Below are 26,399 nucleotides of genomic sequence, written 5' to 3'. Positions count from 1 at the left end.
CCGTCCGAGGGGTCAGTGGTGCGGCGGTGGGCCGACCGTGCGGATGATCGCCTCGACGATGTGGTCGAGGAGGGCGGCGGCGCCGTCCATGCGGGCGCCGGCGGGGGTCGCGGGGCCCAGGACGTGGGCGCCGCGGCGGGTGGTGGCGGCGAGCAGGGCGTTGCGGTGGGCGCTGGCCAGCAGCGACCGGCGCCAGACGTCGCCGTCGATGACGTAGCGTTCGCGATCCCGTGGGCCGTCGCGGCGGCGGCGCAGGAGCTCCTGCCCTTCGAGGTAGGCGACGGCCTTCGAGACGGAGGCGGGACTGACGCCGAGGCGCCGGGTGAGGTCGGCGGCGGTGAGGCTGCCGTCGTCGGTGACGGACAGGCAGGCGACCACCCTGGCGGCCATCGGGGGGAGGCCGAGGACGGTCAGCAGCCGGGCGAGTTCGTCGGCGAAGGCGTCCACGGCCTCGCCGTCCCGGCCGTACGGGTCGGTGGCGGCGGGCGCGGGGCCGTCCGGAACGCCGCCCGGGGCCGGGGTCGGGCGACCGCGGCGGGCGCGCCGGACGGCGGCCTGCTGGGCACGGTCGGGCCGGTAGCCGGACGGTCCGCCGTTGCGGGTGATCTCGCGGGTGACGGTGGAGGTCGGCCGGTCGAGACGGCGCGCGATCTCTCCGTAGCTGAGTCCTTCGGCGAGACCGTCGGCGATCCGGCGGCGGTCGTGCGCGGTCAGTCTGACGCCTGGCACCGTGTCCGTCTCCTCCCTCCGGCCGATGGGCGCTCACGCTATCCCATTGCAATGAACCGGGCGAGGTCTTGCATTCACCGGCAGGCTCGTTGCACCGAAATACCGTCAACTACCTTGCGCATTGCGGATTCTGGAGATGATCGTCGTTGACGCTCCGGTAAAACCGGAAATAGGTTCCTCCCATCGCAGGAAACGAGAGGGGAGTGGGCATGAGGATCGCCGTTCGGGTGGGCTGCGCCGTGCTGGCCGGTGCCGTGACGACGGGCGTGGTCGCCGCCGCGCCCGCGTCCGCGGGGCAGGGGCCGCGCGGGCACCGGGGTGTGCAGGCCGTGCTGGAGCGGGCCGTGGCCGAGGGGAGGCTGCCGGGTGCCGTGGCCGAGGTGCGGGAGGAGAACGGGCGGCGGTGGTTCGGCGCGGCCGGCGTGGCGGACACCGGCACCGGGCGGGACCGCCACCGGGGCGACCGGTTCCGGATCGGCAGCACCACCAAGACGTTCGTGGCCACGGTCGTGCTGCAACTCGTCGCCGAGCACCGGCTCGGACTCGACGACACGGTGGAGCAGTGGCTGCCCGGGCTCCTCGACGGCAACGGCTACGACGGCAGGTCCGTCACCGTCCGCCAGCTGCTGAACAACACCAGCGGGGTCTTCAACTACGTCCTGGACGATCAGCTGCGGCGCGCGGCCTCCGGAACGGCGTTCCTGGAACACCGCTTCGACACCTACCGCCCCCAGGAGCTGGTGCGGATCGCGGTCCGCAACGGGCCCGCCTTCGCGCCCGGCACCGACTGGGGCTACTCCGACACCAACTACGTGATCGCCGGGATGATCGTCGAGAAGGCGACCGGCGGAAGCCTGGGCGAGGAGATCGAGCGACGGATCACCCGCCCCCTCGGCCTGAGGGGCACCTACCAGCCGGCCGCCGGCGACACGGCGATCCACGGCCCGCACGGACGCGAGTACTCCCGCCTGATGGCGACCGCCCCCGGCGCGGACGCCCACGACGTCACCGAGCTGGACCCGTCCTGGGCCTGGGCCACCGGCGACATGGTCTCCACCGTCGAGGACCTCAACACCTTCTTCGGCGCCCTGCTCGCCGGTCGGCTCCTCCCGGCGGCCCAGCAGCGGGAGATGTTCGCGACCCTGCCCACCCGCGGCCAGTGGATCCCCGACACCACCTACGGCCTCGGCGTCGCCTCGATCACGCTGCCGTGCGGCCCCACGGTGTGGGGCATGGGCGGCGCGATCCCGGGCTCCTGGTCGTACACCTTCGGCACCCGCGACGGCCGGCACCTGCTGTCGACCAACGTCAACGGCGACTGGGCCGACGGCACCTGGACCATGCCGAATCCGATCGGCGTGTTCACGGCCGAGCTGGAGGCGGAGTTCTGCCCGACCGACTGATGCCGGGGACGGAACGCGGGTCCGGGTTCGACGACAGGCCCACCGAGGGCGCGGCCGGGGCCGGGGCCGTACGGCGTGAGCGGAAACCCTGCGATCATCGGAGCCATGGTGGAACGAGTGATCGCAGCATGTGACGGAGCGGCGAAGGGCAACCCGGGTCCGGCGGCCTGGGCCTTCGTGGTCGCCGACGGCGCGGGGGCGCCGCAGTTCTGGAAGTCCGGCCCGCTCGGGCACAGCACCAACAACGTGGGCGAGCTGACGGCGCTCGAACAACTGCTGGAGGCGACGGACCGGGCCGTCCCGTTGGAGGTGCGGCTCGACAGCACCTACACCCGAGACGCCGTGACCAAGTGGCTCGCCGGGTGGAAGCGGAACGGCTGGAAGACCGCCGCCGGCAAGCCCGTCGCCAACCGCGAGCTGATCCAGCGCATCGACGCGCTCCTCGCCGACCGCGACGTCACCTTCGTGTACGTGCCCGCGCACCAGGTCGGCGGTGACCCGCTGAACGCGATCGCGGACAAGGCCGCGAGCGACGCCGCACGCAGCCAGCAGGGGGCAGGAGGCACCGCGGCCGATCTCCCCGTACCGGACCCGGTCGGTGCCGCCCCCGCCGCCCGCCCCGCCCGCCCCGCCCGTCGGCCTCCGACCTCCGCCGCCCGCTCCGGGGGCGGCAGGCCCACCCTGTCCGCCCGGTTCCCCGGCACCTGCCCGTGCACCCGTCCCTACGCCAAGGGCGACAAGATCACCAAGGTGGGATCGGGCTGGGGGCACCCGGAGTGCGCGGCGACGCAGCCCTGAGGCCCGAGGCAGCGGGGCAGGAGAAGTGGTGGGGCCCTGGGCTCGTCGACTCCGTCCGGTGGTGCCGGCCCGGAACGGCATCCCGCTCGCGGAGAACTCCGAGCGCCCCGGCCCGAAGTCGGTGAGCCCGGCGACGAACGCCTCGGGTGTGGCGGCCGGCCGGGAGCGCGTACGACGGTGTCCGTCCCGTACCCGGGCCGCCGGTCACAGGGAGTCCACGAGGCCGCCGTCGACGACGAAGTCGGCGCCCGTGATGTTCGCCGCACCGGGACCGGCGAGGAACACCACGAGATCCGCGACCTCCGACGGACGGGTGAAGCGTCCGGTAGCCGATTGGCCGGCGGCGACGCGGGCCACGTCGCCGGGGTCGACGCCACGGGCCTGCCCGACCGTGGCGGCGACGCCGTCCGCGCCCTGCCACAGCGCCGTCTCCACCGGGCCGGGACCGATCGTGTTCACCCGCACACCGCGCGGCCCGACCTCCTTGGACAGGGCCTTGCAGAAGCTGGTCAGCACGGCCTTGGCGGCGCCGTAGTCGATGACCAGCGGGTCCGGCAGGCGGGCGTTGACCGAGGAGACGGTGACGATCCGTCCCGCGCCGGAGACGAGCAGGTGCGGCAGCGCGGCCCGGGTGGCACGGACGGCGGCCATGAGGTTGACGGTCAGGGCCCACTCCCAGTCCTCGTCCGTCACACTCAGGAAGCCGTCCACCCGCGGGCGCACCGGAAGCTTCCGGCTCGCGGCAACCCTTTGCGGAGCCTGTGACCACAAGGAAGTGGATCCGGCCCGTTCCGGTGTCCCGATCCGCCTTCTCTCGTGCACGGTTCACAAGGAGAACGTCTACCCATGAGCAACCCCCCGAACGGCGGGCGCCGCGGGCGTCACCGCCGTCGTCTGAGCGCCACCGCTCTGGCGCTCGGTGTGCCCCTCGCCGGCGTCTCGTACTTCATGTTCACACCCGAGGACTCCCAGGCCGCGACGGTCGACAGCGGTGCCTACTACAGGCTGGTCTCGGTACGCAGCGGCAAGGTGTTGGACGTCAACGGCTTCTCCACCGCCGACGGCACCCGCATCCAGCAGTGGACCGACCAGAACACCGCCAACCAGCAGTGGCGACTGAAGCCCACCGGGGACGGCTACTACGAGCTGGTCAACCGCAGCAGCGGCAAGGTGCTGGGCATCGCGGGCGGCTCGACCGCCCAGGCGGCCGTCGCCGAGCAGCAGACGGACAGCTCCTCCGCCTTCCAGCAGTGGCGGATCGAGGACGTGAGCGGTTCCGACGCCGTCACCTTCACCTCCCGCAGGAGCGGTCAGGTCCTGGACGTCTCCGGAAGCTCCCTCGACCAGGGCGCGCAGGTCATCCAGTGGCCGGGCAAGGGCAGCACCAACCAGCAGTGGAAGCTGGTGAAGGTGGCCGGGAGCGGCGGCTCGCAGACCGGGTCCGGATCGTACGTGTGGAAGAACGCCCAGGTGGCGGGCGGTGGTTACGTCACCGGGCTGGTGTTCAACCAGAAGGAGAAGGGTCTGCTGTACGCGCGCACCGACATGGGTGGCGCCTACCGCTGGGACACCGCGGCCGAGCAGTGGATCCCGCTGACCGACTGGATCGGCGAGAAGGACTGGAACCTGCTGGGTATCGATGCGCTGGCCACCGACCCCGTCGACCCCGAGCGGCTCTACCTCTCGGCGGGCACCTACACCAACGAATGGGCCGGCAACGGCGCGATCCTGCGCTCCACCGACCGGGGCCGCACCTTCCAGCGCACGAACCTGCCCTTCAAGCTGGGCGCCAACGAGCCCGGCCGCGGGGCGGGCGAACGGCTCGTGATCAGCCCCTCGGACAACGGCACCCTGCTGCTGGGCACCCGCAAGAACGGCCTGTGGCGCAGCACCGACCACGGCGCGACATGGAGCCAGGTCTCCTCGTTCCCCGTCGAGGACGGGGCGAGCAGCGGCGCGGGAATCTCCTTCGTGACGTACGGCCCGGCCGGCAGCAACACGGTCTACGTCGGCGTCAACGACAAGTCCACGTCCCTGTACCGTTCGGCCGACGGCGGCAGCAGCTGGCAGGCTGTCGCCGGGCAGCCCACCGGCCAGATGCCGCAGCACGGTGTCGTCACCGGTGACGGGTCGCTGTACCTGACCTACAGCAACAGCATCGGCCCCATGGACGCGACGGCGGGCTCGGTGTGGAAGTACACCCCGACGAGCGGCGGGTGGAGGAACATCTCGCCGTCGCAGGGCGGTTACGGGTTCTCCGGTCTGGCCGTCGACCCGCAAAAGCCCTCCACGGTGATGGTCACCACTCTGGACCGGTGGTGGCCCGAGGACGAGATCTACCGGACCACCGACGGCGGCGCGACCTGGAAGGCCCTGGCGGCCAAGTCGCAGCGGGATGCCTCCGGCGCTCCGTATGTCGGCACCCACACCGGGCACTGGATGACCGCGCTGGCCATCGACCCGTTCGACTCCGGGCACGTGCTGTACGGCACCGGCAACGCCATCTGGCGCAGCAAGGACGCCAACGCCTCCGACGGCGGCGGCACCAGCCACTGGATCTCCGGGGCCCGCGGGCTGGAGGAGACCTCGCTGGCGGACGCGATCGCCCCGCCCGGCGGCGCCACCGTCATCACCTCCATGGGCGACCAGGGCGGCTTCCGCCACGACTCCCTGACCGAGGTACCCGCCGGACGGCTGAAGAACCCGCTGATGAGCAGCAGCACCGACATCGACTTCGCCCAGTCCAACCCTGCGGTGATGGTCCGTGTCGGGACCGGCGGCGCGCAGGACGGCGCCTACTCCACCGACGGCGGCAGCACCTGGAACGGCTTCACCGCAGAACCGGTCCCCAGCGCGAACACGGGCCACGTCGCCCTCGCCGCGGACGGCTCCACCATCATCTGGGCCGAATCAGGCCAGGCCCCCTACCGCTCGACCGACAAGGGAGCCAGCTGGTCGAAGGTCAGCGGGCTGGGCACCGACGCCGTCGTCGTCGCCGACCGCTCCTCGGCCAACACCTTCTACTCACTGGTGGGCGGCACGCTCAACGCCAGCACCGACGGCGGCGCGACCTTCACCCCCCGCGCCACCAACCTGCCCTCCGGCCGCCTCACCGCCGTCCCCGGCATCAACGGCGACCTGTGGATCGCCGCCGGCGACAGGGGACTGCTGCACTCCACCGACGGCGGCCGTACCTTCACCACCCTCACCACGGTGAAGTCCGCCTCCGCCCTCGGCTTCGGCAAGGCCGCACCCGGCGCCAACTACCAGGCCCTCTACCTGATCGGCACCGTCAAGGACGTCACCGGAGTCTTCCGCTCCACCGACAAGGGCGCCACCTGGCTCCGCGTCAACGACGACGCCCACCAGTGGGGCGCCATCGGCAGCCTCGGCATCATCACCGGCGACCCCGACACCTTCGGCCGCGTCTACATCGGCACCAACGGACGCGGCCTCCAGTACGGCGACCCCTCCTGACCCCCACACCCGAGCGGGGCCGCAGACACAACAGCCTGCGGCCCCGCCACGGCTGGCGGAACGCGCTTCGTCCTCACCGGTTCCCGACGTCGGGCTGTCCGGGCGACGCGCGAGGCGACCGCGCGTCGTCCGTGGTGAGTCGGACCCGCGCGGAAGCGGAAGCGGCCACCGCGTGATCATCAAGGGTTGTGGGGCTTCATGACGATCGTGCGGTGGCCGCGGGTCACAGCATTGAATCGAGCGGTCCGACCGTTCCCGAGATCCGCCACCTGCTCAGGCGCCCTGCTGAACCCGCCCGCGCGTATCCCCGGCGTCCCCGCCCGCCGCGCCGATCTCCCGCTCGACGGAAATTTCCTCCCGATCACGGCAACCTTTGGCTGCACGGCGCCAACTGGCAGGTAACCGGGGCCGAGACCAGGCCCCACCGCGCCAGGAGGACAAGCCGTTGCCAGATCAGAACCGCTCTCATCGCCGCCGTCCGGCAACCCGCCGCCTGATCGCCGCCGCCGTGGGGCTCGCCGCCACGGGTGCAGCCATACCGCTGGTCGCCCAGGCCGCGTTCACGCCGAACGCCAGCACGCCGACCGTGGTCGCCGACGCAGCGGCCGGCAGTGGCCGCTACTTCGGTACGGCAGTGGCCTCGCGCAGGCTCGGGGACTCGACGTACTCCACCATTCTCGACCGGGAATTCAAGATGATCACCCCGGAGAACGAGATGAAGTGGGACACCATCGAACCCTCCCGCGGATCGTTCAACTTCGCCCCCGGCGACTCGATCCTCAGCCACGCCTTGGCCCACGGCCAGAAGATGCGCGGCCACACCCTCGTCTGGCACTCCCAACTACCCAACTGGGTCAGCTCCATCACCGACGCCACCACCCTGCGCAACGTGATGGACAACCACATCACCCAGGAGATGGCCCACTACAAGGGCAAGATCTACGCCTGGGACGTGGTCAACGAGGCGTTCGCCGACGGCGGCAGCGGCCAGCACCGCAGCTCGGTGTTCCAGAACGTGCTCGGCAACGGCTTCATCGAGGAGGCCTTCCGCACCGCCCGGAACGCCGACCCCTCGGCCAAGCTCTGCTACAACGACTACAACATCGAGAACTGGACCGACGCCAAGACCCAGGGCGTCTACAACATGGTCAAGGACTTCAAGTCCCGCGGCGTGCCCATCGACTGCGTCGGCCTCCAGAGCCACTTCGGCGCCGGCGGCCCCCCGGCCGGCTTCCAGACCACCCTGTCCAGCTTCGCCGCGCTCGGCGTGGACGTCCAGATCACCGAGCTCGACATCGCCCAGGCCTCCGCCACCGCCTACACCGGCGCCGTCCAGGCCTGCCTCAACGTCGCCCGCTGCACCGGCATCACCGTGTGGGGCATCCGCGACAGCGACTCCTGGCGCACCGGCGAGAACCCCCTGCTGTTCGACAACAACGGCAACAAGAAGCCCGCCTACAACGCCGTCCTCACCACCCTCGGCGGCGCCGGCGGCACGCCGGACGGGGGCATCGTCTCCGGCACCGTCTACACCCTCTCCGCGGTGGCCGCCGGGGGACGTGTCCTCGACCAGCCCGCCGGGCACAACGGCAACGGCACCCCGCTCCAGGTGTGGGACGCCAGCGGCGCCACCAACCAGCAGTGGCGGGCCACCAAGAACGGCGACGGCACCTACACCCTGACCAACATCGCCAGCGGACGGGTCCTGGACGAGCCGGGCGGCCAGACCGCCAACGGCACGAAGATGCTGGTCTGGGACTCCAACGGCGGCGCCAACCAGCACTGGAAGGCCGCCCGGAACGGCGACGGCTCCTACACCCTCACCAACGTCGCCAGCGGCCGGGTCCTGGAGACCCCCGGCAACCAGACCGCCAACGGCACCGCCGTCCAGATCTGGGACTCCTGGGGCGGCGCCAACCAGCACTGGAACCTCAGGTCGTCCGGGTCGTCCACCCCGGCCCCGACCCCGACGACGCCCGCGCCGGGCGGCACGTGCGCCCTTCCGTCGACCTACCGGTGGTCCTCCACGGGTGCGCTGGCGCAGCCGGCGAACGGGTGGGCGTCGGTGAAGGACTTCACCGACGTGGTGTACAACGGCAAGCACCTGGTCTACGCGTCGAACGTGTCGGGAACGTCGTACGGCTCGATGATGTTCAGCCCGTTCACGAACTGGTCCGACATGGCCTCGGCCGGGCAGAGCGGGATGAACCAGTCCGCGACGGCGCCCACGCTGTTCTACTTCGCGCCCAAGAACATCTGGGTGCTGGCGTACCAGTGGGGTCAGTGGCCGTTCATCTACCGCACGTCGAGCGACCCCACCAACCCCAACGGCTGGTCCGCGCCGCAGCCGCTGTTCACCGGCAGCATCCCCAAGTCCAGCACCGGCCCGATCGACCAGACCCTGATCGCCGATGACAAGAACATGTACCTGTTCTTCGCCGGCGACAACGGCAGCATCTACCGCGCGAGCATGCCGATCGGGAACTTCCCGGGCAACTTCGGCTCCTCGTACACCACCGTCATGAGCGACACGGTGAACAACCTGTTCGAGGCGCCGCAGGTCTACAAGGTCAAGAACCAGAACCAGTACCTCATGATCGTTGAGGCGATGGGGGCGAACGGGCGCTACTTCCGCTCCTTCACGGCCACCAGCCTGAGCGGTTCGTGGACCCCGCAGGCCGCCAGCGAGAACAACCCCTTCGCGGGCAAGGCCAACAGCGGTGCCACCTGGACCAACGACATCAGCCACGGCGACCTGGTCCGCAGCAACCCCGACCAGACCATGACCATCGACCCCTGCAACCTGCAGTTCCTCTACCAGGGCAAGTCCCCCACCGCGAGCGGCCCCTACGACCAACTGCCGTGGCGGCCGGGCGTCCTCACCCTGCAGCGCTGACCCGCCCTCTCCAGGGTGATCGCAATCGGGTGCCGCCTGCCGGCACGTAGACGAGCGGTTTACGGCACGGACGTCTCCACCTGCTGACCGCCACTCACCGCCTCCAGGAACCCCAGCCGTACACCGGCTGGGGTTCCCCTCTTTCGCCACGCCACGCCACGCCGCGCGCAGCGGACGCGGCCCGCACGCCTGGACGAACTCCTCGACGTCCGGTGCGCCGCCGTTGTCGCCGCTCGCGCCGATCACGCCCCCGCCATCGTGCCTGCCGTTGGTCAGTGCCAGACCGTGTTCCAGTCCTGACCCGGCGAGCCGGAATCCATGTCCAGGTTCGAGACGATACCCACCAGGACCAGAACCAGCACGATCAGCGCGAGCAGCGCCACCATCACCCGGTCCTCCGGCCCGGGCGGCCGTAGCCGGTTCCGCTCGTCGTCGTCCGCCGCCGGCCTGTCCCCGTCGTCCTCCGGATCCATGACACCCCCTCCTGCCCCGGCCTCCATGGCACCGCAGCCGTCCGACCGCGTCAAGGCGGCCACGCCGCGCTCCGTGCGGGCCGCCCCTGGCGGAGATCACCGGGCTCCGCCGGTGGTTCCGTCAGCGGTACGGGGCGTGAGCGGTGCTTTCGCGGACCACCAGTTCCGGTGACAGTAGGACCAGTTGGTCCTCGGGCTCCTTCCCGGCGGCCGCTGCGGCGATGGGGGCCACGACCTGGTCGACGGCGACCTCGCCGAGCTCCTTCCTCGGTCCGGTCACGGCCGTGAGCCGGGGCGCGTGCTGCTCGGCCAGCGGCTCGGGGCAGATGGCGACCACGGAGGCGTCCTCCGGGACGGTCCGCCCGCTGGCCCGAAGCAGGCTCAGCAGCGGCCCTGCTCCTGGCTGAGCCCGCTCGGCCCGCCCCGGGCGGGCTCCGCCTGGGGCGGGCCGGTGCCGGCGGTCCGCTCAGCGGGCGCCGAGCAGGTGCTCCATGGCCAGCTGGTCCAGCCGCTCGAAGGCCATGCCCCGGGCCGCGGCGGCCTCGGCGTCGAACTCCTCGAAGGCGGTACGGTCCGCCAGCAGCCCGGCGAGGCCGTCCACGGCGGTGGGGCGGGCGAGTTCGGGCAGCCGGGAGGCCGCCAGGGCGGCCTGGGCCTCCGGGTCCGCGCGGAAGGCGCGGGCCCGTTCGGCGAGCAGCAGGTAGTTGCGCATGCAGGCGGCGGCGGAGGCCCGGACGCCGTCGAGGTCCTCGGTGCGCGGCGGCCTGAAGTCGAAATGGCGCGGGCCGTCGTAGCCGGCCGACTCCAGCAGGTCGACCAGCCAGAACGCCTGCCGCAGGTCACCCGCGCCGAAGCGGAGGTCCTGGTCGTACTTGATGCCGGACTGGCCGTTGAGGTCGATGTGGAAGAGCTTGCGGTGCCACAGCGCCTGGGCGATGCCGTGCGGGAAGTTCAGCCCGGCCATCTGCTCGTGGCCGACCTCCGGGTTGAGGCCGACCCGGTCCGGGCGCTCCAGCTCGTTGATGAACGCCAGCGCGTGGCCGACCGTGGGCAGCAGGATGTCGCCGCGCGGCTCGTTCGGCTTGGGCTCGATGGCGAAGCGCAGGTCGTAGCCCTGCTGCTCGACGTACTCGCCGAGCAGGTCGAACGCCTCCTTCAGCCGGTCCAGCGCGGCGCGGACGTCCTTGGCGGCGCCGGACTCGGCGCCCTCGCGCCCGCCCCAGGCGACGTAGACGGAGGCGCCGAGATCGGCGGGCGTGGCTGCGCGCCAACGAGCCCGCCGCCGCCGACCGCGCCTCAGCCGTTCGCCTGCCCCACGACTTCCTCACCGAACGGCTCACCGGCGAACCGGTGACCGATCGCGGCGACGCCTCGGGAACCGGCTGGTGGGGCCCGGACGGCTACGACCGCGACCTGCTCGACCGGATCGGCCTCGACCCGGCGCTCCTGCCGCAGGTCCTCCCGCCGGGCGCGGCCGCCGGCGCCGTCCGCCCCGGTCTGCCCCTCCGCCCGGGCACCCCGGTGGCCACCGGCACCGGCGACAACATGGCCGCCGCCCTCGGCCTCGGCCTCGCCCCCGGACAGCCCGTGCTCAGCCTCGGCACCTCCGGCACCGTGTACGCCGTCGGCCGCGGCCGGCCCGCCGACCCCAGCGGCACCGTCGCAGGCTTCGCCGACGCCCTCGGCGGCTGGCTCCCGCTCGCCTGCACCCTCAACTGCACCCTCGCCGTCGACCGCTTCGCCGCCCTGCTCGGCCGCGACCGGGAGGACGTCGAGGCCGGCGGCAGGGCCGTCGTCCCGCCCTACCTCGACGGAGAGCGCACCCCCGACCTCCCCGGGGCCTCCGGCCTCGTCCACGGGCTGCGGCACGACACCACACCGGGACAGCTCCTCCAGGCCGCCTACGACGGCGCGGCCCACGCCCTGCTCACCGCCCTCGACGACGTGCTGCGTGCCGGGCGCGAGAACCCCGCCCCCGACCAGCCGCTGCTGCTGATCGGCGGCGGCGCCCGCGGCCGGGCCTGGCAGCAGACCGTTCTCCGGCTCTCCGGCCGCGCCGTACGGGTGCCCGCGGCCGAGGAACTGGTCGCGCTCGGCGCCGCCGTGCAGGCCGCGGCCCTGCTCACCGGCGAGGCCGCCGACGCCGTCGCCCGCCGCTGGCGCACCATCGAGGGCCGCCTCCTCCAGCCCGTGCCCCGGGACGAGGACACGCTCGGATGGATCACCGATACGCTGCGCCGGGCGGGGGCGCTGCAGGGCGCCCCGGCAACGGAACGGTAGGAGGATCACGCGGTGACGGCGGTCGGCAGGGTCGGCAGGAGCCCCGAGAACGGGCCCGCCTCGCAACAGGACATGCGCCGGCGGAACCTCGCCGTGGTCCTCGGCACGGTGGCCGCCCACAGCCCGCTCTCCCGCGCGGACGTCGCCGGACGCACCGGTTTGACCAGGGCGGCGGTCTCTTCCCTGGTCGACGAGCTGATCGCCCGCGGCACGCTGACCGAGGCCGCCACCGCACCCGGGGGCCGGGTCGGGCGCCCCGGTCGGGCGCTGGCCGTGAGCGACCGGGGCCCCGCCAGTCTCGGCCTGGAGATCGGGGTCGCCCACCTCGCCGCCTGTGTCGCGGACCTGCGCGGGGAACCCCGGGTGTGGCGCCGGGTGGAACGGGCCAACGCGGGCAGGCCGCCGGGACAGGTCCTGGCGGAGGCCGCCGCGCTGGCCGCCGAGGCGGAGGCCGAGGCGGCCGTCCAGGGACTGCACGTGACGGGTCGCGTCCTCGCCGTGCCCGGGGTGGTGCCCAACGCGCCACGCGGGCTGGTCGAGCACGCGCCCAACCTCGGCTGGCACGGGGTGCGCCCGGCCGACCACTGGCCCGACTCCGCCACCGTGCCCGACCTGGAGAACGAGGCCAACCTCGGCGCGCTGGCCGAGCTCTGGCACGCCGACCACACCGCCGAGACCTTTGTGCACGTCTCCGCCGAGGCCGGCATCGGGGCCGCCCTGGTCGTCGGCGGGCAGCTGTTCCGGGGCACCCGCGGCTTCGCCGGCGAACTCGGCCACATCGCGGTGCACCCGGACGGCCCGCCCTGCCCCTGCGGCGCGCGCGGCTGCCTGGAGCAGTACGCCGGCGAGGCGGCCGTCCTGCGCGAGGCCGGGCTCGACGCGACCGGTGATCCGGTCGCCCTGCTGGCCGAGCGGGCGACGGCCGGGGACGCGCCCACCTTGCGCGCCCTGGAACGCGCGGGGCGGGCCATGGGCCTCGTCCTGGCCTCGGCGGTGAACCTGATCGACCCGGACGGCCTTGTCCTCGGCGGGGCCTACGCGGAACTCGCCGAATGGCTGCTGCCCGCGATCCGCACCGAACTGGCCACCCGGGTCACGGTCCGACCCTGGGACCCGGAAGCGGTGCGCGCCTCCCTCCTCGGCCGGCGCGGACCGGTCCTCGGCGCCGCACTGCTGACCGTCCGCCGACTCATCGCCGACCCCACGCGACTCCCCGCCACCTGACCCGGGCCCGCATCCCCGCCGGTCGTGGTCGACCGCCGCCGTCGCGCGGAAGAGGGGTGCCGGGCGCGGCGACGGAGTGGCGACCGGCCCGGTCGGCGGGACGGTTCCAGGAGTCCGTGGGCGTCGCTCTTCCTGCGGCGGGGTCCCCGCAGTTCCGGGGGAAGGACGAGGCCGCCCGCCGCAGCTCCCGATCCGCCTGTCACTCGTCCCGGTCCAGGTCAGGTGGGCGTTCTCCGCCCGCAGCCGGGCCGGCTCCGGCCGGTCGGGAGACTTCGGCGCCGGTGGCTCGCCCCCGGGTCGCCAGGGCCTTGTCATGTGATCGCGAACAAATACACTCTCGGGAGCACACGTGAGAAAGTCGTAGTGCCAGTCCAGCTCTGCGTCACCGGCTGGGACGCCGACCCAGGGCCGTGGTTCGGTGCCGTGGCACCGAGCCGCGGCACCTATGAGACCGATGAAGGGGCCCGCGTGGGAACTGCAAGCACCGAGCCGGAACCGCGTCAGCCGGTGATGGCGGACGTGGCGCGGGTCGCAGGAGTGTCCCACCAGACGGTGTCGCGTGTGCTGAACGGTGCGCCGCACGTCCGGCCCGACACCCGTGATCGGGTGCTCGCCGCCATCCGTGAGCTGGACTACCGTCCCAACTCGGCGGCCCGGGCGCTGGTCACCCGGCGCTCGCAGACCCTTGGAGTGGTCAGCTTCGGCAGTGCGCTCTACGGGCCCGCCTCGATGCTGGACGGCATCGAACAGGCGGCCCGCAGCGCGGGGTACTTCGTCAGCGTGGCGAGCCTGCGCTCGCTGGACAGCCGGTCCGTCCAGGAGGCGGTGGACCGGCTGCGTGACCAGGGCGTGGAGGGCATCGTCGTCATCGCGCCGCAGATCTCGGCGGTGAGCGCGGTGGCGAAGGTCTCCAGCGCGGTGCCGCTGGTGGCGGTCGGGTCGGGCAGCCGCTCCCGAGTGCCGATGGTCGCGGTCGACAACGAGGCCGGCGCGCTGGCCGTCACCCGCCACCTGCTCGACCTGGAGCACGCCACGGTGCACCATGTGGCCGGGCCGTCGGGCTGGCTGGAGACCAAGACCCGCGAGGAGGGCTGGCGCAAGGCGCTGGAGGCGGCCGGCGCCCGGGTGCCCCAGGTCCAGAGCGGCGACTGGAGCGCCCGTTCGGGGTACGAGGCGGGGCTGCGGATCGCCGAGGACCGCGAGGTCACCGCCGTGTTCTGCGCCAATGACCACATGGCCCTGGGCCTGCTGCGCGCGCTCCACGAGGCGGGCCGGTCGATTCCCGGCGACATCAGCGTGGTGGGCTTCGACGACATCCCCGAGGCCGCGTACTTCGCCCCGCCCCTGACCACCGTGCGCCAGGACTTCGGTGAGCTCGGCCGCCGGGCCCTGGAGCTGCTGGTCGAGGAACTGGCCGGGGTCGGCCACGCCCGCAGCCACGTGCTGGTCTCGCCGGAGACGGTGCTGCGCCGCAGCACCGGTCCGGCCGTCCGCCGGTAGTCAACTCGGCTCACCACCAACCGAGTCACCGGGTCGGGACGCAGGAGATCAAGATTGGGTAACGGCGCATCCGGCCTCTTGTCGGGTGAATTGTGAGCGCTAACAATCTCCCAAGAGCGAAACGGCGGCGCCGCCTCCCGTCCACCCGACCCGGACGGCGGTGCTCCCGAACCACGCCGGACCGGGTGCTGTCGCCCCGCGGGACGGCGCCCCCACTCGAGAGGAAATCCCAAGATGTCCAAGAGGGTCGCGGCGTCCCTGGTCGCCGGCGCGATGGTCGTCGTCCTGTCCGCCTGTGGTTCCGGCAGCGGCTCGGCCGACGGCAAGGACTCCGGTCGCAAGCTCACCGTGGGTTTCTCGCAGGTCGGTGCGGAGAGCGGTTGGCGCACCGCCAACACCAAGTCCGTACAGGATGCGGCGAAGAAGGCCGGGATCACCCTGAAGTTCTCCGACGCCCAGCAGAAGCAGGAGAACCAGATCAAGGCGATCCGCTCGTTCATCCAGCAGAAGGTGGACGTCATCGCCTTCTCGCCGGTGGTCGAATCCGGCTGGGACACCGTCCTCAAGGAGGCCAAGGACGCGCACATCCCGGTGATCCTCACCGACCGCGCGGTGGACTCCAAGGACGACTCGCTCTACGTCTCCTTCCTCGGCTCGGACTTCGTGGAGGAGGGCAGGAAGGCCGGCGACTGGCTGGTGAAGCAGTACCAGGGCAAGGCCGACGCCGTGAACATCGTGGAGCTGCAGGGCACCACCGGCTCCGCGCCGGCCAACGACCGCAAGTCCGGGTTCACCGACGTCATCAAGGCCGATGCCAAGTTCAAGATCGTGGCCTCCCAGACCGGTGACTTCACCCGGGCCAAGGGCAAGGAGGTCATGCAGGCCTTCCTGAAGTCCCAGCCGAAGATCGACGTGCTGTATGCGCACAACGACGACATGGCCCTCGGCGCCATTCAGGCCATCGAGGAGGCCGGCAGGAAGCCCGGAACCGACATCAAGATCATCTCGGTCGACGGGGTCAAGGACGCCTTCACCGCGATGAGCCAGGGCAAGATCAACGTCGATGTCGAGTGCAACCCGCTCCTCGGCGACCAGCTGATGGACCTGGTCAAGAAGGTCAAGTCCGGCCAGCAGGTGCCCAAGCGGATCAAGACCGAGGAGGGCGTGTTCACCCAGGACCAGGCCGCGGCCGCCCTGCCGACCCGCCAGTACTGACCGGCCCGGTGACCGGCGGCGCCAGGCTCCCCGAGCCGGGCGCCCCCGGTCCCGACCATGAGAGGAGGGGCGGATGCCGGCGCGGAGCGCACAGCAACCGGTCCTGGAAGTGCACGGGATCCGCAAGGAGTTCCCGGGCGTGGTGGCACTGGACGGGGTCGACTTCCGGCTCTTCCCCGGCGAGGTGCACGCGCTGATGGGCGAGAACGGGGCGGGGAAGTCCACTCTGATCAAGGTCCTCACCGGCGTTTACGGGTCGGACGGCGGCGAGGTCCTCCTGGACGGACGGCCCGTGTCCATCGCCGGGCCGCTGCAGGCGCAGCTGGCCGGGATCAGCACGGTCTACCAGGAGGTGAACCTCTGCCCGAACCTGTCGGTCGCGGAGAACATCTTCATCGGTCGCGAGCCGCGCCGGTACGGCCTCATCCACTGGTCCGAAACGACCCGTCGCGCGGCCGAGTTGGTCGCCGACCTCGACCTGGACATCGATGTCACCGCCCCGCTGAACAGCTACTCGATAGCCGTCCAACAGCTGGTCGCGATCGTGCGGGCGGTGGACGTCTCGGCCAAGGTGCTGATCCTTGACGAGCCGACCTCCAGTCTGGACCGGGACGAGGTGCGGCAACTGTTCGCCGTGATGCGGCGCTTGCGCGACCAGGGCGTGGCGATCCTGTTCGTCTCGCACTTCCTGGACCAGATCTACGAGATCTGCGACCGGATGACCGTCCTGCGCAACGGCCGCCTGGAAGGGGAATACCTGACCGGCGAACTCCGGCAGGTCGACCTGGTCGCCCGTATGATCGGCGGCGAACTGGCGAACCTGGAGGAGCTGTCCGGCAGCACCCGGCGTGAGCCGGCCGCTCCGGCCGGCACCACCCCGTTCCTGCGCGCCGACGGCCTGGCCCGCAGCGGCGCGATCGAGCCGTACGACCTGACCATTCGTCCAGGTGAAGTCGTGGGCCTGGCCGGCCTGTTGGGCTCGGGGCGGACGGAGGCGGCCCGGCTGCTCTTCGGTGCCGACCAGAGCACCCAGGGCTCGGTACGGATCGAGGGCGCCGCCGCCACGCTGCGCACGCCGCGTGCCGCGATCTCGTACGGCATCGCCTTCTGCTCGGAGGACCGCAAGACCGAGGGTCTGATCGGCGAGTTGACGGTGCGGGAGAACATCATCCTCGCCCTGCAGGCGGCCCGGGGGTGGACGCGGCCGCTCTCCCGTACCAAGCAGGACGAGATCGCCCTGCGCTGGATCCGGGTGCTGGGCATCCGCCCCGACAACCCCGAGGCGCCGGTACGCGATCTCAGTGGCGGCAACCAGCAGAAGGTGCTCCTGGCCCGCTGGTTGATCACCGACCCCAAGCTGCTCGTCCTGGACGAGCCGACCCGCGGCATCGACATCGGCGCCAAGGCCGAAATCCAGAAGCTGGTGGCCGAGTTGGCCGGTGCCGGCATGTCGGTGCTGTTCATCTCGGCCGAGCTGGAGGAGGTGCTGCGGCTGAGCCACCGGGTGGGAGTGCTGCGGGACCGCCGGCTGGTGGCCGAGCTGCCCAACGATGGCTCACTCACCCCCGAGCGCATCATGGCGACGATCGCGAGCGGAGCCCGGTCATGACCAAGCACCGCCTCTTCTGGCCGGCCGTCGTCCTTGCGGCACTGCTGCTGGCCAACCTGGCGTTCACTCCGGACTTCCTCGCGGTCCGGATCAAGGACGGGCACCTGTACGGGAGCCTGGTCGACATCCTGCACTTCGGCGCTCCACTGATCCTGGTGGCTCTGGGCATGACCCTGGTGATCGCCACCGGTGGCATCGACCTCTCGGTCGGCTCCACCGTCGCCATCGCCGGAGCGCTGGCCTGCCTGCACATCAGCGAGGCGGCGGACCCGGCGAGCCCGGGCGCGGTGTTCGGCGCGGTCGCGATCGCGCTGGGCGTGGCCCTGGTGCTGGGGGTGGCCAACGGCATGCTGGTGGCCAGGGCCGGCGTCCAGCCGATCATCGCCACCCTGATCCTGATGGTGGCCGGGCGCGGCGTCGCCCAGCTGGTGACGGATGGTCAGATCATCACCGTCACCAGTGATCCGTACAAGCTGATCGGTGGCGGCTACTGGCTCGCGGTGCCGTTCGCGGTGCTGCTCGCGGGAGCGGTGGTCCTGCTGACCTCGTTGCTGACCCGGCGTACGGCCCTCGGGCTGCTGCTGGAGTCGGTCGGCGGGAATCCGGTGGCCAGCCGGCTGGTCGGCATCCGGGCGACGGGTCTGATCGGCCTGGTGTACGCCTTCAGCGCGCTCTGCGCGGCCGTCGCCGGGCTGATGATCAGCTCCAACGTCTCCAGTGCGGACGGCAACAACGCAGGGCTCTGGATCGAGCTGGACGCCATCCTGGCGGTGGTGGTCGGTGGCACCTCGTTGACCGGTGGGAGGTTCTCGCTCGGCGGCACGGTGATCGGCGCGCTGATCATCCAGACCCTGTCCACCACCGTCTACACCATCGGCATCCCGCCCGAGACCACGCTGGTCTTCAAGGCCTTCGTGGTGATCGCGGTGTGCCTGATCCAGTCACCCGCCTTCCGTGCGAAGGCCGCCCGCCGGCGGTCGCCGGTCAAGCACCCCCCGCGGCCGCAGCCGCTGAAGCCCGAGGAGGCGGAGGCATGACCTCGAACGTCCTGGCCGGCACTGTCCGACGTGGCCGTGAGTACCTACCGTTGCTGGTCACGTCCGTCCTGCTGGTCTCGATGTTCGGCGTCGGTTCGGCCCAGTACGACGGCTTCCTCTCCGGGCAGGTGCTGCTCAATCTGCTGATCGACAACGCCTTCCTGCTGGTCGTCGCGGTCGGGATGACCTTCGTGGTCCTGGCCGGCGGGATCGACCTGTCGGTCGGCGCGATGGTGGCGCTGTCCACGATGATCTCCGCCTGGCTGGTGGAGCAGCACGGCTGGCCGCCGGTGCTGGTGATCCCCCTGGTGCTGGCCGTCGGGACGGGTGCCGGGTTCGCGATGGGGTGGGTGATCCACTCCTTCGAGATCCAGCCGTTCATCGTGACCCTGGCCGGCATGTTCCTGGCCCGCGGGCTCTGCTACACCATCAGCATCGATTCGATCTCGATCACCGACCCGACCTACACGGCCTTCGCGCAGACCCGGATCCCGCTGCCCGGCGACCTGTTCGTCTCGCCGAGCGTCCTGATCGCGGTGGGCGTGCTGGCGGTCGCCTTCGTGGTGCTGCACCACACCCGGCTCGGACGGAACGTGTACGCGCTCGGGGGCAGCGAGCAGTCCGCGCTGCTGATGGGCCTCCCCGTCGGTCGGACGAAGATCGCGGTCTATGCGATCAGCGGATTCTGCTCGGCGCTCGGGGGCGTGCTGCTGACCTTCTACATGCTCTCGGGCTACGGGTCGCACGCCGTGGGCCTGGAGCTGGACGCGATCGCCGCGGTGGTGATCGGCGGGACGCTGCTGACGGGCGGCTCCGGCTACCTGCTGGGTACCGTGCTGGGGGTGCTGGTGCTGGGGCTGATCCAGACCCTCATCAGCTTCCAGGGCACCCTCAGCTCCTGGTGGACCAGGATCGTGATCGGCGGCCTGCTGCTCGTCTTCATCCTGCTCCAGCGGCTGATCGCCGGGCGCCGCAAGGCCTGAGAAGCCGGTTCCGACCGTCTGACGGCCGAGCCGTTCCCGGCGGTCTTGACAGGCCAATTGTTAGCGCTAACAATCACAGTGCGCGCTCGCCCGGGATCCCTCCCGCGGCGGCCACCCACTCCGCCGGCCGCGCTGACGCTCCCGCTTCCGCCCGGCCGGCGGCATCCGTTCCGCACCTCAGGTGGGAGAGGCGGCGGAACAGGGCCGGTCGCCGGACCTCCGCAGTGCCGCGGTGGTCCGGCGGCCGGCATCAGCGCACCAGCTCCGTACGAAGGATGTGAACGTGACCGTGACTCCTCCCTCCCAGGACGCGGAGAGCTACGTCGTCGGTGTCGACTTCGGCACGCTCTCCGGCCGCGCCGTGGTGGTCCGCGTACGCGACGGCGAGGAGGTCGGCTCCGCCGTCCACACGTACCCGCACGGCGTCATCGAGCGCGAACTCCCCACCACCGGCGAGGTCCTGCCGCCCGACTGGGCCCTGCAGCACCCCGAGGACTGGCGCGAAGTGCTGCGCACGGCCGTCCCCGCCGCCGTCGCCGCGAGCGGTGTCGACCCGGCCTCCGTGATCGGCATCGCCACCGACTTCACCGCCTGCACGGTCCTGCCCGTACGGGCCGACGGCACCCCCCTCGCCGAGACCGCACTGGGCGAGCGTCCGCACGCCTGGCCCAAGCTCTGGAAGCACCACGCCGCCCAGGACCAGGCCGACCGGATCAACCACCTCGCCCACCTGCGCGCCGAGAAGTGGATCTCGCGGTACGGCGGCCGGATCTCCGCCGAGTGGCAGTACGCCAAGGCACTCCAGGTGCTGGAGGAGGACCCGGCCGTCTACGCCCACACCGAGCGCTGGATCGAAGCCGCCGACTGGATCGTCTGGCAGCTCGCGGGCGTCGAGACCCGTAACACCTGCACCGCCGGCTACAAGGGCATCCACCAGGACGGCCGCTACCCCGGCGAGGACTACCTCGCCGCCCTGCACCCCGACTTCGCCGACTTCGCCCGCACCCGGCTCGAGCACCCGCTCTCGCCCCTCGGCTCCCGGGCCGGCTCGCTCACCCCGGAGGCCGCCGCCTGGACCGGCCTGCCCGAGGGCATCGCCGTCGCCACCGGCAACGTCGACGCCCACGTCGCCGCCCCCGCCGCCCGGGCCGTCGAGAACGGCCGACTCCTCGCCATCATGGGCACCTCCACCTGCCACGTCGTCAACGGCGCCACCCTCGCCGACGTCCCCGGCATCTGCGGAGTCGTCGACGGCGGCATCGTCGAGGGAGCCTACGGCTACGAGGCCGGCCAGAGCGCCGTCGGCGACATCTTCGCCTGGTGGCTGCGGCAAGGCGTACCCGCCGACTACCTCGCCGAGGCCGAGGCCACCGGCGAGGACCTGCACCAGCTGCTCACCCGGAAGATCGCCGACCAGCCGGTCGGCGGCCACGGCCTGATCGCCCTCGACTGGATGAACGGCAACCGCTCCACCCTGGTCGACCACCACCTCTCCGGCGTCATCGTCGGCCTCACCCTCGCCACCCGCCCCGAGGAGATCTACCGCGCCCTGCTGGAGGCCACCGCCTACGGCACCCGCACCATCGTCGACGCCCTGGAACAGGGCGGCGTCCCCGTCACCGAGTTCATCGTCACCGGCGGGCTCAAGAAGAACGCCCTGCTGATGCAGATCTACGCCGACGTGCTGCGCCGGCCCGTCTCGCTCGCCGAATCGGCCCAGGGCCCGGCACTCGGCTCCGCCATCCACGCCGCCGTCGCCGCCGGCGCCCACCCGGACGTCCGGACGGCCGCCACAGCCATGGGACGGGTGCAGCACGGCGCCTACCAGCCGGACACCGCCCGCGCCGACGCCTACGACGAGCTCTACGCCGAGTACCGCCTCCTGCACGAGCACTTCGGAACGGGCCCCGACAAGCAGCTGCACCGCCTGCGCCGACTGCGCAACGCCGCCCTCTCCCAGAAGAGCGAGGTCTGACCATGACGTCCCCGATCGACCTGCTGCGCCGCCAGGTCAGCGACCTGCACCAGGAACTGGTGCGCTACAACCTCGTCGTCTGGACGGCCGGCAACGTCTCCGCCCGCGTCCCCGGCGAGGACCTGCTGGTGATCAAGCCCAGCGGTGTCCCGTACGACGAACTGACACCCGAGAACATGATCCTCTGCGATCTGGACGGCAAGGTCGTCGAGGGGGAGCACTCCCCGTCCTCCGACACCGCCGCGCACGCCTACGTCTACCGGCACCTGCCCGAGGTCGGGGGAGTGGTGCACACCCACTCCACGTACGCCTGCGCCTGGGCCGCACGCGGCGAGGCCGTACCCTGCGTACTCACCGCCATGGCCGACGAGTTCGGCGCCGAGATCCCGGTCGGCCCGTTCGCCCTGATCGGCGACGACTCCATCGGCCGGGGCATCGTGGAGACGCTCCAGGGCCACCGCTCGCCCGCCGTCCTGATGAAGAACCACGGCGTCTTCACCCTCGGCAAGGACGCCACGGCTGCCGTCAAGGCCGCCGTGATGTGCGAGGACGTCGCCCGTACCGTCCACATCTCCCGCCAGCTCGGCGAACCCGTGCCGATCGCGCAGGGCGACGTCGACCGGCTCAACCACCGCTACCAGACCGTGTACGGCCAGCAGCCCGCTGCCCGCTAAGGAGATCACCCCATGAAGTCGATCGAGGGCCGCGAGGTCTGGTTCCTGACCGGCAGTCAGGGCCTTTACGGTGACGACACGCTGCGCCAGGTGGCCGACCAGTCCCGGCAGATCGCGGGCGCGCTGGACGACGACTCCGGCATCCCCGTCCGGGTCGTCTGGAAGCCCGTGCTCACCGACGCCGGCGCGATCCGGCGGATCTGCCTGGACGCCAACTCGGACGACGCCTGCATCGGCCTGATCGCCTGGATGCACACCTTCTCCCCGGCCAAGATGTGGATCGCCGGCCTGGACGCGCTGCGAAAGCCGCTGCTCCACCTGCACACCCAGGCCAACCTCGCCCTGCCCTGGGCGTCCATCGACATGGACTTCATGAACCTGAACCAGGCGGCGCACGGCGACCGCGAGTTCGGCTACATCCAGTCCCGCCTCGGTGTCGCCCGCAAGACCGTCGCCGGACACGTCACCGACCCGTCGGTCGCCGCCCGGATCGCCTCCTGGACCCGGGCCGCAGCCGGACAGGCCGAGCTCCGCAGCCTCAGGCTCGCCCGCTTCGGCGACAACATGCGCGACGTCGCCGTGACCGAGGGCGACAAGGTCGAGGCCCAACTCCGCTTCGGCGTCTCGGTGAACACCTACGGTGTCAACGACCTGGTCGAGGCCGTCGACGCGAGCACCGACGCCGACGTGACCGAACTGGTCAAGGAGTACGAGGAGACCTTCCGGGTCGCTCCCGAACTCCGCGCCGGCGGCGACCGCCACGACTCGCTGCGTTACGCCGCGCGGATCGAACTCGGGCTCCGCGGCTTCCTGACCGACGGCGGCTTCCACGCCTTCACCACGAACTTCGAGGACCTCGGCGGCCTGCGCCAGCTGCCCGGCCTGGCGGTCCAGCGGCTGATGGCCGACGGCTACGGCTTCGGCGGCGAGGGCGACTGGAAGACCTCCGTCCTGCTGCGCACGCTCAAGGTGATGTCCACCGGCCTGCCCGGCGGCACCTCCTTCATGGAGGACTACACCTACCACCTCGAGCCCGGGATGGAGCTGATTCTCGGCGCGCACATGCTGGAGGTCTGCCCGACCATCTCGGCAGGTGTGCCGTCCTGCGAGATCCACGCGCTGGGCATCGGCGGCCGTGAGGACCCCGTCCGCCTCGTCTTCGACGCCCAGACCGGGCCGGCCGTGGTCGTCGGCCTGGCCGACATGGGCGACCGGTTCCGCCTGGTCGCCAACGAGATCGACGTGGTCGCGCCCGCCGAGCCGCTGCCGAACCTCCCGGTCGCCCGCGCCGTCTGGCAGCCGCGCCCGAACCTGCGCACATCCACCGAGGCGTGGCTCACGGCCGGTGCGCCGCACCACACCGTCCTGTCGAGCGCGATCGGCGCCGAGGAACTGAGCGACCTCGCCGACATCCTCGGCACCGAGCTGCTGGTCATCGACGCGGACACCACGATCCGCCAGTTCACCAAGGAGATCCGCTGGAACCAGGCCTATCACCGCCTGGCGCAGGGCTTCTGACGGCAACCGTCCGTGGGGCGGCGTCCTGAACCGGGCGCCGCCCGTTTCTCCGTTTGGGGTTGGTACCACCTCATGACCGACACACCGAACCGTGCCGGCGGCGAAGGCGTGACGATCCGCCGCGAGCCGTACGCGACCTTCGCCGACGGGCGGGAGATCGACCGCTGGGTGTTCGGGTCCCAGGACGCCGTGACGGCCGAGGTGCTCAACCTCGGCGCCCGTCTGCAGGCCGTCCATGCCCCGGACCGGGACGGGCGGCGAGTGAACATCGTGCTCGGCGGGGCGAGCGTGGCCGACCTGCTGGGAGAGGCCCGCTACTTCGGGGCCACGATCGGCCGCTGTGCCAACCGCATCGCCGGCGGGGAACTGCCGATCGACGGCACCGTCCACCGCCTGCCGACCCAGCCGAACGGGCACACCCTGCACGGGGGCCCGGACGGCTTCGACACCCGCCTCTGGGACGCCACCGAGGTACGCGAGCCTGGCCGCGCCGGCATCCGCCTCGAACTGCACAGCCCCGACGGCGACCAGGGCTTTCCGGGCGCCCTGGACGTCAGTGTGACGTACCTGCTGGATGCTTCGGGAACGCTCACGATCGAGTACGCCGCCGCAACCGACGCCCCCACCGTGGTCAACCTGACCAACCACGCCTACGTCAACCTGGCGGGCGAGGGCAACGGCACCATCCTCGACCACGTCCTGCAGGTGCACGCCGACCAGTACACCCCTGTGGACGACGCGTTGATCCCGTACGGGCCGCCGTCCCCGGTGGCCGGCACCCCCTTCGACCTCACCGAGCCCCGCCCGGTCGGCGAACAGATCGCCGCAGGCCACCCGCAGCTGCTGCTGGCCGGCGGCGGGTACGACCACAACTGGGTGCTGCGCCCCCACGAGGGCGACGAACCGAGGACCGTGGCCGTCCTGCGCCACCCGGCCAGCGGACGGCGGCTGGAGTGCCTGACCAGCGAGCCCGGCCTGCAGATCTACACCGGGAACCACTTCGACGGCTCGCTCACCGGCCCGGGCGGCGGCGCGTACAAGGCGTACGCGGGCATCGCCCTGGAGACCCAGCACTTCCCCGACTCCCCGCACCAGCCGACCTACCCCTCCACCGTCCTGCGCCCGGGGGAGGAGTACCGCTCGACCACGGCCTACCGCTTCTCGGTGGACCGGAGCTGAGCCGGATCCATCGGTCGGCAGGCGTGCCGGTGTCCGGACATGAAACGGACGAGCTGCCCCCGGGGCCGGGAAAGGTGGCTGGTCCATGGGCCGACCTCACCTCGCCGGCCATCGCCGGGACCCTCGCCGAGGAGCGCCCTGACCGGGCGGGGGAGGAGCGGGATGACGGGCGATGACGCGGTCGAGGCGAAGGCCGCCGCGTTGCTGGCCACGGTGCGGGAGACGGGGCCGGTCGCGGTGGCGTACTCGGGCGGGGCCGACTCCGCCCTGGTGGTGGCCGCGGGGGTGCGGGCGCTCGGGACGGGCGGGGTGCTGGCGGTGACCGGGGTGTCGGAGAGCCTGGCCGCGGGGGAGCTGACTGCGGCGCGGGCGGTGGCGGAGGCGCTCGGGGTGACACATGTGGCGGCCCCTACCCAGGAGTTGAGCAGCCCGGGCTATCAGGCGAACAGCCGGGACCGGTGCTACTTCTGCACGTCCGAAGTGCTCGACACGATCGCCGCCGTGGCCCGCGAGCACGGCTTCGAGCAGGTCGCCACCGGCACGAACGCCGATGACGCCGTGGACCCCTTCCGTCCCGGCATCCGGGCCGGCCGCGAGCGCGCGATCCTGACCCCGCTGCGCGACACCGGCCTCGGCAAGGCGGACGTACGGGCCGTCAGCCGGCTGTGGGGCCTGTCGACCTGGGACAAGCCGGCCACGCCCTGCCTGGCCAGCCGGATCCGTTACGGCATCCCCGTGACGGGCCAGCGGCTGGCCCGGGTCGACCGGGCGGAGAAGGCCGTGCGGGCGGCACTCGACCGGGCGGGGCTGTGGTCCGTGCATCTGCGGGTGCGCGACCTCGGGGACACCGTCCGGGTCGAGCTGGACGCCGCGACGGTGCCGGCGGCGTCCGGGCTGGTGGCGCTGACGGAGGCCGTGGCGAGGGCCGGGTTCGGTGCGGCGCCGGTCGAGGTCGACGGCTTCGCCTCCGGGCGGCTCGACCACGAGCGACCCCAGGACCTCGGGTGATCGATCAGCCGAGGGGTCGTCGGGTCGGCGCCACGGCGGAATGGCCTCCGACGTTCTGTTCGGCGTCGGCCAGCAGGCCACCGAACTCGCCCTGCTCGTTCACGGGCTTCCAGGACCCGCGGTTCGACGACGGCTCCTGGGCACCCTCCCCTCCCCGTCCCCGCGCACCGGCAGCTGCGCGGCCACGGCCGGCCGGTCCACGTCAACATCGCTCACGGCGGGGCCGCAGGCACAACTGCCTGCGGCCCCGCCGTCGGCACCGAACGGGGCGCGACCTACGGCAGCCGGTTGCCGACCGAGTCCGAGGTGGCCGAGGCACTGCGGCCCGAGGAGTACCGGGAGCTGACCGGGCACTCGCCCTCGGCCGGTCCAGCGAGCCGGCCGGGGGTTCCAGCACGGGCTCCTGCCCGAGGGACGGCAA

Annotated in this window: 19 protein-coding genes and 2 pseudogenes; 16 read left to right on the top strand and 5 right to left on the bottom strand. The window is 72.0% G+C overall.

Features of this window, described 5'->3' with window-relative positions; translation table 11 throughout:
* Positions 1-12: 12 nt before the first annotated feature.
* Positions 13-729, bottom strand: a complete 717-nt coding sequence (locus ABWK59_RS05260) for a GbsR/MarR family transcriptional regulator (RefSeq protein WP_354638213.1) — start codon at positions 727-729, stop codon at positions 13-15.
* A 209-nt stretch (positions 730-938) separates the two neighbouring features.
* Between ABWK59_RS05260 and ABWK59_RS05255 the strand changes: the two genes are divergently transcribed.
* On the top strand, positions 939-2,132 hold the full coding sequence (locus ABWK59_RS05255) for a serine hydrolase domain-containing protein (protein WP_354638211.1): 1,194 nt from the start codon (positions 939-941) through the stop codon (positions 2,130-2,132).
* Positions 2,133-2,237: 105 nt separating this feature from the next.
* A complete protein-coding gene (locus ABWK59_RS05250; protein WP_354638210.1) occupies positions 2,238-2,930 on the top strand; it encodes a ribonuclease H family protein in 693 nt (230 codons plus the stop codon).
* 204 nt (positions 2,931-3,134) lie between these two features.
* Here the strand turns inward: ABWK59_RS05250 and ABWK59_RS05245 are convergent, their stop codons facing one another.
* Entirely contained in the window at positions 3,135-3,641 is a 507-nt protein-coding gene (locus tag ABWK59_RS05245; protein WP_354638208.1) for an SDR family NAD(P)-dependent oxidoreductase, read from the bottom strand.
* A 135-nt stretch (positions 3,642-3,776) separates the two neighbouring features.
* Between ABWK59_RS05245 and ABWK59_RS05240 the strand changes: the two genes are divergently transcribed.
* Both ABWK59_RS05240 and ABWK59_RS05235 read left to right on the top strand, forming a co-directional pair.
* A complete protein-coding gene (locus ABWK59_RS05240) occupies positions 3,777-6,407 on the top strand; it encodes an RICIN domain-containing protein (RefSeq protein WP_354638206.1) in 2,631 nt (876 codons plus the stop codon).
* 493 nt (positions 6,408-6,900) lie between these two features.
* Positions 6,901-9,303, top strand: coding sequence for a non-reducing end alpha-L-arabinofuranosidase family hydrolase (locus tag ABWK59_RS05235; protein WP_354644835.1), 2,403 nt, complete (start codon positions 6,901-6,903; stop codon positions 9,301-9,303).
* Positions 9,304-9,575: 272 nt separating this feature from the next.
* Here the strand turns inward: ABWK59_RS05235 and ABWK59_RS05230 are convergent, their stop codons facing one another.
* The 3 genes and pseudogenes from ABWK59_RS05230 to xylA form a co-directional block, all read right to left on the bottom strand.
* A complete protein-coding gene (locus tag ABWK59_RS05230; RefSeq protein ID WP_354638204.1) occupies positions 9,576-9,776 on the bottom strand; it encodes a hypothetical protein in 201 nt (66 codons plus the stop codon).
* A 121-nt stretch (positions 9,777-9,897) separates the two neighbouring features.
* Entirely contained in the window at positions 9,898-10,155 is a 258-nt protein-coding gene (locus tag ABWK59_RS05225; protein WP_354644834.1) for a substrate-binding domain-containing protein, read from the bottom strand.
* A gap of 87 nt (positions 10,156-10,242) precedes the next feature.
* Positions 10,243-11,025, bottom strand: a pseudogene (gene xylA, locus ABWK59_RS05220) (xylose isomerase); the annotation flags it as partial.
* Positions 11,026-11,030: 5 nt separating this feature from the next.
* Here xylA and ABWK59_RS05215 point away from each other — a divergent pair.
* From ABWK59_RS05215 to ABWK59_RS05160, 12 genes and pseudogenes are all read left to right on the top strand, one after another.
* Positions 11,031-12,056: pseudogene (locus ABWK59_RS05215) on the top strand (FGGY family carbohydrate kinase); the annotation flags it as partial.
* 12 nt (positions 12,057-12,068) lie between these two features.
* Complete coding sequence (locus ABWK59_RS05210; RefSeq protein ID WP_420492732.1) at positions 12,069-13,280, top strand: ROK family protein; 1,212 nt, start codon at positions 12,069-12,071, stop codon at positions 13,278-13,280.
* Between the two features lie 510 nt (positions 13,281-13,790).
* Positions 13,791-14,780 (top strand): LacI family DNA-binding transcriptional regulator, encoded by a 990-nt coding sequence (locus ABWK59_RS05205; protein ID WP_420492906.1) that lies wholly within the window; start codon positions 13,791-13,793, stop codon positions 14,778-14,780.
* Between the two features lie 234 nt (positions 14,781-15,014).
* The gene (locus tag ABWK59_RS05200) at positions 15,015-15,995 is read left to right on the top strand and encodes an ABC transporter substrate-binding protein (RefSeq protein WP_354638200.1); all 981 of its coding nucleotides are present in this window, start codon (positions 15,015-15,017) and stop codon (positions 15,993-15,995) included.
* A 73-nt stretch (positions 15,996-16,068) separates the two neighbouring features.
* The gene (locus ABWK59_RS05195) at positions 16,069-17,604 is read left to right on the top strand and encodes a sugar ABC transporter ATP-binding protein (protein WP_354638197.1); all 1,536 of its coding nucleotides are present in this window, start codon (positions 16,069-16,071) and stop codon (positions 17,602-17,604) included.
* On the top strand, positions 17,601-18,641 hold the full coding sequence (locus tag ABWK59_RS05190) for an ABC transporter permease (protein ID WP_354638195.1): 1,041 nt from the start codon (positions 17,601-17,603) through the stop codon (positions 18,639-18,641). Before ABWK59_RS05195 ends, ABWK59_RS05190 begins: the two co-directional genes overlap by 4 nt.
* Positions 18,638-19,624: a galactofuranose ABC transporter, permease protein YjfF gene (gene yjfF, locus ABWK59_RS05185; RefSeq protein WP_354638193.1), complete on the top strand. Its 987-nt coding sequence runs from the start codon at positions 18,638-18,640 to the stop codon at positions 19,622-19,624. The genes ABWK59_RS05190 and yjfF overlap by 4 nt, the downstream gene beginning before the upstream one ends.
* A gap of 283 nt (positions 19,625-19,907) precedes the next feature.
* A complete protein-coding gene (locus ABWK59_RS05180; RefSeq protein WP_354638191.1) occupies positions 19,908-21,599 on the top strand; it encodes a ribulokinase in 1,692 nt (563 codons plus the stop codon).
* Positions 21,600-21,601: 2 nt separating this feature from the next.
* Complete coding sequence (locus ABWK59_RS05175) at positions 21,602-22,273, top strand: L-ribulose-5-phosphate 4-epimerase (RefSeq protein WP_354638189.1); 672 nt, start codon at positions 21,602-21,604, stop codon at positions 22,271-22,273.
* A 12-nt stretch (positions 22,274-22,285) separates the two neighbouring features.
* A complete protein-coding gene (gene araA, locus ABWK59_RS05170; protein ID WP_354638187.1) occupies positions 22,286-23,791 on the top strand; it encodes an L-arabinose isomerase in 1,506 nt (501 codons plus the stop codon).
* 72 nt (positions 23,792-23,863) lie between these two features.
* A complete protein-coding gene (locus ABWK59_RS05165) occupies positions 23,864-24,970 on the top strand; it encodes an aldose epimerase family protein (protein WP_354638185.1) in 1,107 nt (368 codons plus the stop codon).
* A gap of 162 nt (positions 24,971-25,132) precedes the next feature.
* Complete coding sequence (locus ABWK59_RS05160) at positions 25,133-25,978, top strand: ATP-dependent sacrificial sulfur transferase LarE (RefSeq protein ID WP_354638183.1); 846 nt, start codon at positions 25,133-25,135, stop codon at positions 25,976-25,978.
* The last annotated feature ends 421 nt before the right edge of the window (positions 25,979-26,399 follow it).

It is taken from the genome of Kitasatospora sp. HUAS MG31 (assembly GCF_040571325.1).
Lineage (GTDB): Bacteria > Actinomycetota > Actinomycetes > Streptomycetales > Streptomycetaceae > Kitasatospora > Kitasatospora camelliae.
The sequence above is the reverse complement of the archived record's forward strand: the minus strand, read 5'-3'. Positions and strand labels throughout refer to the sequence as shown.

What these genes read in the sequence shown, in the direction of transcription:
- ABWK59_RS05175 (WP_354638189.1), top strand. Translation starts at nt 21,602, where the DNA reads ATGACGTCCCCGATCGACCTGCTGCGCCGCCAGGTCAGCGACCTGCAC.
- ABWK59_RS05200 (WP_354638200.1), top strand. Translation starts at nt 15,015, where the DNA reads ATGTCCAAGAGGGTCGCGGCGTCCCTGGTCGCCGGCGCGATGGTCGTC.
- yjfF (WP_354638193.1), top strand. Translation starts at nt 18,638, where the DNA reads ATGACCTCGAACGTCCTGGCCGGCACTGTCCGACGTGGCCGTGAGTAC.
- ABWK59_RS05230 (WP_354638204.1), bottom strand. Translation starts at nt 9,776, where the DNA reads ATGGATCCGGAGGACGACGGGGACAGGCCGGCGGCGGACGACGACGAG.
- ABWK59_RS05165 (WP_354638185.1), top strand. Translation starts at nt 23,864, where the DNA reads ATGACCGACACACCGAACCGTGCCGGCGGCGAAGGCGTGACGATCCGC.
- ABWK59_RS05205 (WP_420492906.1), top strand. Translation starts at nt 13,791, where the DNA reads ATGGCGGACGTGGCGCGGGTCGCAGGAGTGTCCCACCAGACGGTGTCG.
- ABWK59_RS05160 (WP_354638183.1), top strand. Translation starts at nt 25,133, where the DNA reads ATGACGGGCGATGACGCGGTCGAGGCGAAGGCCGCCGCGTTGCTGGCC.
- ABWK59_RS05195 (WP_354638197.1), top strand. Translation starts at nt 16,069, where the DNA reads ATGCCGGCGCGGAGCGCACAGCAACCGGTCCTGGAAGTGCACGGGATC.
- araA (WP_354638187.1), top strand. Translation starts at nt 22,286, where the DNA reads ATGAAGTCGATCGAGGGCCGCGAGGTCTGGTTCCTGACCGGCAGTCAG.
- ABWK59_RS05250 (WP_354638210.1), top strand. Translation starts at nt 2,238, where the DNA reads ATGGTGGAACGAGTGATCGCAGCATGTGACGGAGCGGCGAAGGGCAAC.
- ABWK59_RS05240 (WP_354638206.1), top strand. Translation starts at nt 3,777, where the DNA reads ATGAGCAACCCCCCGAACGGCGGGCGCCGCGGGCGTCACCGCCGTCGT.
- ABWK59_RS05190 (WP_354638195.1), top strand. Translation starts at nt 17,601, where the DNA reads ATGACCAAGCACCGCCTCTTCTGGCCGGCCGTCGTCCTTGCGGCACTG.
- ABWK59_RS05255 (WP_354638211.1), top strand. Translation starts at nt 939, where the DNA reads ATGAGGATCGCCGTTCGGGTGGGCTGCGCCGTGCTGGCCGGTGCCGTG.